Raw genomic sequence first — 5,833 nt, forward strand, 5'->3', positions numbered from 1 at the left:
GTCTTGGGTCGAGTGTTTGCAAGCGCTGGCCAAGGTTTTTCACTTCAATGGCGGTGACCACCTCCTCGCCCAATTTCCACGCTGCAATGGGGGTAGCTTCGACAGGCCAATAAGGGAAAGCGCTGGCTTGAATGTTATTGGTTAGCCCCATCGGCATTCGCGCCACACCAGGCAACGGCTCGATGGCGTGAGAAGGGCTATAGAGGCTTTGCATGGCATAGCGAATAAGCAGCGCTTGCGGCGCCATTTTCAATGCTTGGCTTTGTGAGATGGCAGTTCCACCGCTCATAGCTACATCCGTGACGGTGTCACTCACAGGTGCGCCTATCTGTTTGGGTAGCACCACCTCAACCAGAGGCATCGATGCAAAAGCCTCATCCGCTTGAACATCCAATAGAACGCGCATCCCATCAGAGAGACGCTCAACATGGAGACGAGCCACATCAAAGTGACGGTTAGCACTTAAGTAGACGCGACCACCGAGCGAGGCAGTACTTAATACGCCATTGAGATGAGCCGGTATGGCAATGCGCACATCCTCACCGAAGTTGATAATCAACTCCTTCCCAGGCGTCATCGTCAAAGGAAGCGGCGTACCTTCCCAATTCATCACGCGCTCCATCGCTTGCACGGGAGCGACACACAGCAGAGCGGCGCTCCACATTAACGCTTTTGATAACGTCATTATTTGGACTCCTTAAATTCGATGTTACGTGCTGGACCATCAAAGCAATCGATAGCCAAGCCCCATGGGTTGTTGTTACGGTCAACGTCATAGCGCACCACTTTCAGCGGCCAGCGGATCGCGCTCGATTTCACTTCCACGCCGCCGACGTATTCACTGAGCTGCAAGTCCGCTTGCACTGTCCAGTTATCGCGGCTGTGCTTCTCAACTCGCCAATCCTCAAAACCGTAGCCCGGGATTTGCGACAAACTGCGCTCACGCCCCGACAGCTCACCTTTTTGGCGCTTTTGCTCATAGTCTTGATTTAAAATCTGACGACATTGGGGCGTGAAGTAGTAGCTATAAAGATGCAGATTCTCTTTGTAGTCCACACCGCCATCAGAGACCCATCGGTTGACTTGGGTAAAAATACTCACCGCAAAGTCATAGACGTTGGGTTTTGGTATTTCAGACCAAACGCGCGAGGCGCCTGCGCTTAAATCCGGTGGATTGTGGACGGTTAACTCACCGCCAGCCTTGTTCCATCCCCAAAGCGCAAAAAGGGCCAGTGCGCTGACACTGACCAGCGCTACGCGAAGCGAGCGTATGTGTGCATCTCGCCCCGCTAACGCACTGCGAAAACGACTGTGACTCATGCCGCCTCCCGATGTATTGGCGCGCCGATGTAGTGGTAACCCGGAAACTGGCACTGAGTGAAGATGTCAAAACGCGCATATTCACTCATGAAGCTGGCCATCATATCGGTGTCAATCATTCCCCAGTTTTCCGCCTCGGTGATGCCCGTTGCTTTTTCAATGCGCACCCCAACCATGATGTAGTACTTGTGCTTAGAGCGCGTGTGGTACAAAAAATAGTCATAGTGACTGTCTTGACTTTGCCCCATAAGCGCGCCGTCAAAGTGCCAATCTCGGCCGCAGTTATCCGCCGCCGTTAGCACCACAGGTTGAAAGTCCATTAACTCTGTATTGAAGGGAAAATTACTCATCATCCCCCTCCTCGGCCGCCTTCTCGTGACCGATGAATTGGACATGAGAAAGGCCTGCTTTTTTCATCAGTGCGGCCGCGTAGCGACGACCCATACGAAAATGAGGCTGACAGACGTCGCGGTTTCTAAAAATCTGCACATCGCATTGACGAGGTCGGTAACCGGCAATGTTGGCCCCTCGGACGGTTTGGACATAAACCCACTGCCCATCGGTGGCTTCATAAAGCTCAAGACGCACGCTGTCACCGCGATAGTTTTCGCCGTAGTCTTTGTCTTCGCTTAAGAACAACTCGTCGTACTCGGCATAAGCACGAAGCCAGCCATGGAGTAAAATCGCCCCTGAATCGGTTGGGTTGATTTCAATATTGATTGGCGCTTCGTTGCCCGCTACGTTCTCTGTGCTCATTGTTTTTCTCCTAAGTTCGTCGAGTCGCAAAGCGGCGACTTTGTGTGGTGTATCGCTCGGTATTCACTCGGCGATCGAATTGTTTTTGTAAATAATATTGGCAGTGACGCGCCTTGATACGGGTGAGCGGTGCAATCAAGCCTTTGGGCAATATCGCCATGCTTAGTAATCCCAGCAGTAGAGCGCTCACAAACACAATCCACCATCCGGTTATGAAGGCCACAAAAAGCCCTATCACGCCAAGAATCAAGGTATTGACGATAGTGAGTACGCCAATCTCGCCCAGCGAAAGGCCTTTATAAAAAGGGGGCATCACATTTAAACAAGCGGCACTTTTCATCGTGCTATTTCTCCAAAATGCCCAAACCAAAGTTCAGACCCCAAATGGAAAACAGCAGCAACACAGCCCCAATGACGCCATCGGTAAGTAGGTCTTGCTTTGTGGCCTGACGTTCACGGGTTTTCTTGTACATGTCCCACATGTGCCCCATGAAATAGATGGCGCAAAAGGCGATAAAAATAGAGCCGCCAATCAGCAAGATGTCGTAGGCAAAATAGAGCACCATGGTAAGAATGTTGTCACTCTGCCCTTGCGATGGATCTTGGTTTTGAGGGATTTTGGCGTGCGCTTTCGCGCCGATAGCGAGAAAGAACAAGGCAAGCCATTTGGTTAAAAGAGGGTTGTTCATGCGGTTATTCCATAAAAAAGTAAAAATTGAAGAACGAGAAAAATAAAGAGCGCTCGAAAAATCATCCGCCGAAACACTTCTTTGGTGACTTTTTTGTTACGCATTCCTTTAAAGCCACTCCAAGCTGTCCAGATAACCCACGCGAGCAATCCGACAAACGCAACAGAGCCAAGCACAATCGCCAGCGAATTTGGGGTATATCCGGCGCCATGCGTAAAGGCATCAAGTGAGCGCCCTGGATCGATTTCCACGCTCATCGCATCGGCCTTTGAACGTAGTCACCACCTAAAGGCGTAACAGGGCGAGGAACTGCGCGCTCGGGATGGAGGTAATCGTCGATCCCCGCTTGAATTTGGCGGATATCACTTTTTAAAGCGCCATACTCAAATTGGCGAAGCGATCGATAATCCGCTTCACGTTCGGCACGCGCGATAAGGTAATCGAGCTTATCGAGGTGAGCTTGTATAAGCGCGAGCTCTTGCTTTTCCCCTTCAACACTCGCATTGACGGGCAAACTGGCCAGCAGCGCCACGCCAAGAACAATGATTGATTTCATCTTTGTTTCCTGAATAAAAAACGTGCGTACAAGCTAGCAATTTCGAAAACAAAAAACCGCAAACAAAAGTACAAAAAAAATTTATTTCTATTTGCAGCGAAGATGGGCGATTCATGATATCCTTACGGTGATTTTGTTTTACCTACAAACAAGCACAAAGAAACAAAAAAAGCCGAACTCAATGAGCTCGGCTTTTTACTAACAATCACTCTTCATTCAAACAGCAAGAAAAGGTAAAACCTAACGAAGTGCCAAACCAGGCTTGTTCGCTTAAGTCCACGGAAAAATCCCGAACCTCTGATTTTAACCCCTCTAACTCTTTGATGTGAGCTTTAACGGAAGCTGCACCATAAATCGCGCCCCCATGTTCATATGACCAATCGATCAACACATCAATAAGACTGATCGCTGCGTCGGTCTCAGTTTTAAAGTCCGTTATCGATAGACGGGCCAACGTCCCTTCATCGTCGTAGACGTACAACATTTTATTCATCAGTATGCTCCTTGAGAGCACACCCCAATCAGGGATGTGCCCCCTGATTGGGTGATAAAAATTAACCGCCGTAGCGATCGAAGTTTTCAATGAGATAGTCTGGACCGACTAAATCATGATACCCCTCATCGTTCTCTTCATCTGAAAAGACCAAACTGTCATCACGGTCTTCCTGAACAATCCCATCCTCATACGAAACATAGCCGCAGAACGAGCACCCTATTTCAACAAAATAATGGGTAAAGACTGACTCAGGAAAACGTGCCGCCAACTCTGCCATCGGTGGAATGGCTGGACTCCAAGCGGTATCAAACTCAAGTTTTACAAACCCATCATTTGATTCGACAACATCAACGTCTACCATCTCCCACTTCGTTCCAAGACGATCACAATTATCGTTGTAACCACTAGATATCCCCGGCAATAAATGGCCATTAAACCCATTGATTTGCGACAACAGATTTGGTGGACATAAACTGCTTAACGAAAACGAGCTAGGTAAAACAGGACCAAAGACATCAAGCTTTGCCCATACCACATCAAGTGGTAAACGTCGAAAGTAGATACCAGACCAATCGTATGCACTGTTCTTCAACAATGGCGAGATCTTCTTTCTGGCTGCGACAGGTAAGTTACCCCAATACCGCTGCTTCAACCCCGTCTGATCAAACAAAGTCAAAATGACTAGGCTGATTTCAGGCGTTAACTGCGGTTTTTGGTTCAGTAGCATCACGAACGCATCAAAAGCATGGTTCGCTGTATTGGATTCACCGATACCGGCGATCAACTCTGGATAAACATCAAAGCGCATTGGCACAGTCGGTTTTAACAAACCACCTACACCGGCTAAAAACATCTTCACAGCCGCTTTGGTTGCATCGTAATGCAGTAGAGTTTGTGGTTCTGTCATCAAGCGCTCAACTTCAAGCGCATCAGGGCCACTGACATGGATTTGGTTAACACACCAGTTAGGCATAATAATTTCCTTCTTAAAATAAAAAAGGACGCCCCCATACAGGAAGCATCCTGTATGGACGGTGCGCTAGGCGCAATAATGTTGAGTTGAAAACCTTAATTCATTTGTTTAAGGTCCGGCTATAGTTCGATGATTTGATTTGCCTTGTGAACGCATCAAATCAAAACCTCACGATTTAGCAAAAGTAATGACAATTGCAAGCAGAGACACGATCATTTACATAATGAGCGCACCCATTAACCATTTCTCGTTAGACGTGAAACATAGCTTACCTATCCTCGATATAATCTAGGTAGAAAAAAGCCTCGATCCAAATGGATAGAGGCTCTTAGTTTGTTGGGGTTAATTAAAACAATGAAAATAATTTAACAAACGTAGCAATGAGTACCCCTTGGGCGATTAGCAAGCCAGCGTCCCATTTTATAGTGTCACTTCTTGTCTTCTCAATTTCCAAGGTTAACTGTTCTTTAATCAAAAACAATTTAGTGTCAAGATAATCGTTTGTAACTGGCTTTCCTTCTGATTGCGCTTCAGAAAACCCCAATCCAACAGGAACGAAGTTCCTGCCGGACTAGGTGTACAAATAATTAAACTAAGACTTCAACTACCTTGTATGAAACATACCCACAACAGATCTCTCGACCTGTTGCTTTGACTATCTCAGCTTGCTCTAGAGCATCCAGAAAACCTGCATACTCATCACAATCTTTGATTATCGTTTCATTAGGCGCCAAACTCTGCTCAGGTAAACAAACCGTTGGCTTGCCAATTGGCATACCAAGGAAGATACCTTGCGCTTCATTATCTGCACTTTGTTGAGCGATAAGTTGTAGGGCGATTTGGCTATTACCGTATTGCGCATACTGCACAAAACAATCCACCTTCGCTCCACCAACATTTACCGTTACTGCTTTCATCATCGTTCTCCTCATCAAAAAAGGAGAAACGATACCCAAGGGATCGAATCCCCTGTGGGTTTATGAATTTTACTTATACTACAGACTGTTCAATTCGCTTTTTAGCACGAATATCAGTCAGCGCGA

11 protein-coding genes are annotated in these 5,833 nt (G+C 47.3%); all 11 read right to left on the reverse strand.

The window, feature by feature from the left end:
• On the reverse strand, window positions 1–685 hold a 685-nt coding region (locus RH85_RS08495; protein WP_006711812.1), incomplete at its 3' end, for a TIGR03749 family integrating conjugative element protein.
• A complete protein-coding gene (locus RH85_RS08500; protein WP_006711813.1) occupies window positions 685–1,320 on the reverse strand; it encodes a PFL_4703 family integrating conjugative element protein in 636 nt (211 codons plus the stop codon). The genes RH85_RS08500 and RH85_RS08495, both read right to left, overlap by 1 nt.
• On the reverse strand, window positions 1,317–1,673 hold the full coding sequence (locus RH85_RS08505; protein WP_231893230.1) for a hypothetical protein: 357 nt from the start codon (window positions 1,671–1,673) through the stop codon (window positions 1,317–1,319). The genes RH85_RS08500 and RH85_RS08505 overlap by 4 nt, the downstream gene beginning before the upstream one ends.
• Window positions 1,663–2,076: a hypothetical protein gene (locus RH85_RS08510; protein WP_006711815.1), complete on the reverse strand. Its 414-nt coding sequence runs from the start codon at window positions 2,074–2,076 to the stop codon at window positions 1,663–1,665. Before RH85_RS08510 ends, RH85_RS08505 begins: the two co-directional genes overlap by 11 nt.
• Before the next feature lie 10 nt (window positions 2,077–2,086).
• Complete coding sequence (locus RH85_RS08515; RefSeq protein ID WP_006711816.1) at window positions 2,087–2,416, reverse strand: DUF3487 family protein; 330 nt, start codon at window positions 2,414–2,416, stop codon at window positions 2,087–2,089.
• 4 nt (window positions 2,417–2,420) lie between these two features.
• Window positions 2,421–2,765, reverse strand: coding sequence for a TIGR03745 family integrating conjugative element membrane protein (locus RH85_RS08520; RefSeq protein ID WP_006711817.1), 345 nt, complete (start codon window positions 2,763–2,765; stop codon window positions 2,421–2,423).
• Window positions 2,762–3,022 (reverse strand): TIGR03758 family integrating conjugative element protein, encoded by a 261-nt coding sequence (locus RH85_RS08525; RefSeq protein ID WP_006711818.1) that lies wholly within the window; start codon window positions 3,020–3,022, stop codon window positions 2,762–2,764. The genes RH85_RS08520 and RH85_RS08525 overlap by 4 nt, the downstream gene beginning before the upstream one ends.
• Window positions 3,019–3,321 (reverse strand): integrative conjugative element protein, RAQPRD family, encoded by a 303-nt coding sequence (locus RH85_RS08530; RefSeq protein ID WP_006711819.1) that lies wholly within the window; start codon window positions 3,319–3,321, stop codon window positions 3,019–3,021. Before RH85_RS08530 ends, RH85_RS08525 begins: the two co-directional genes overlap by 4 nt.
• Window positions 3,322–3,526: 205 nt before the next feature.
• Window positions 3,527–3,814, reverse strand: a complete 288-nt coding sequence (locus RH85_RS08535) for a hypothetical protein (RefSeq protein ID WP_006711820.1) — start codon at window positions 3,812–3,814, stop codon at window positions 3,527–3,529.
• Between the two features lie 61 nt (window positions 3,815–3,875).
• Window positions 3,876–4,790 (reverse strand): DUF1281 domain-containing protein, encoded by a 915-nt coding sequence (locus tag RH85_RS08540; RefSeq protein WP_006711821.1) that lies wholly within the window; start codon window positions 4,788–4,790, stop codon window positions 3,876–3,878.
• A 587-nt stretch (window positions 4,791–5,377) separates the two neighbouring features.
• Window positions 5,378–5,710 carry a hypothetical protein gene (locus RH85_RS08550; RefSeq protein WP_138956456.1) on the reverse strand — a complete coding sequence of 111 codons (333 nt, stop codon included), beginning with the start codon at window positions 5,708–5,710 and terminating at the stop codon, window positions 5,378–5,380.
• Window positions 5,711–5,833 lie beyond the last annotated feature (123 nt).

Origin of the sequence: Vibrio ichthyoenteri ATCC 700023 (genome assembly GCF_000222605.1) — a bacterium.
Taxonomy (GTDB): Bacteria; Pseudomonadota; Gammaproteobacteria; order Enterobacterales; family Vibrionaceae; genus Vibrio; species Vibrio ichthyoenteri.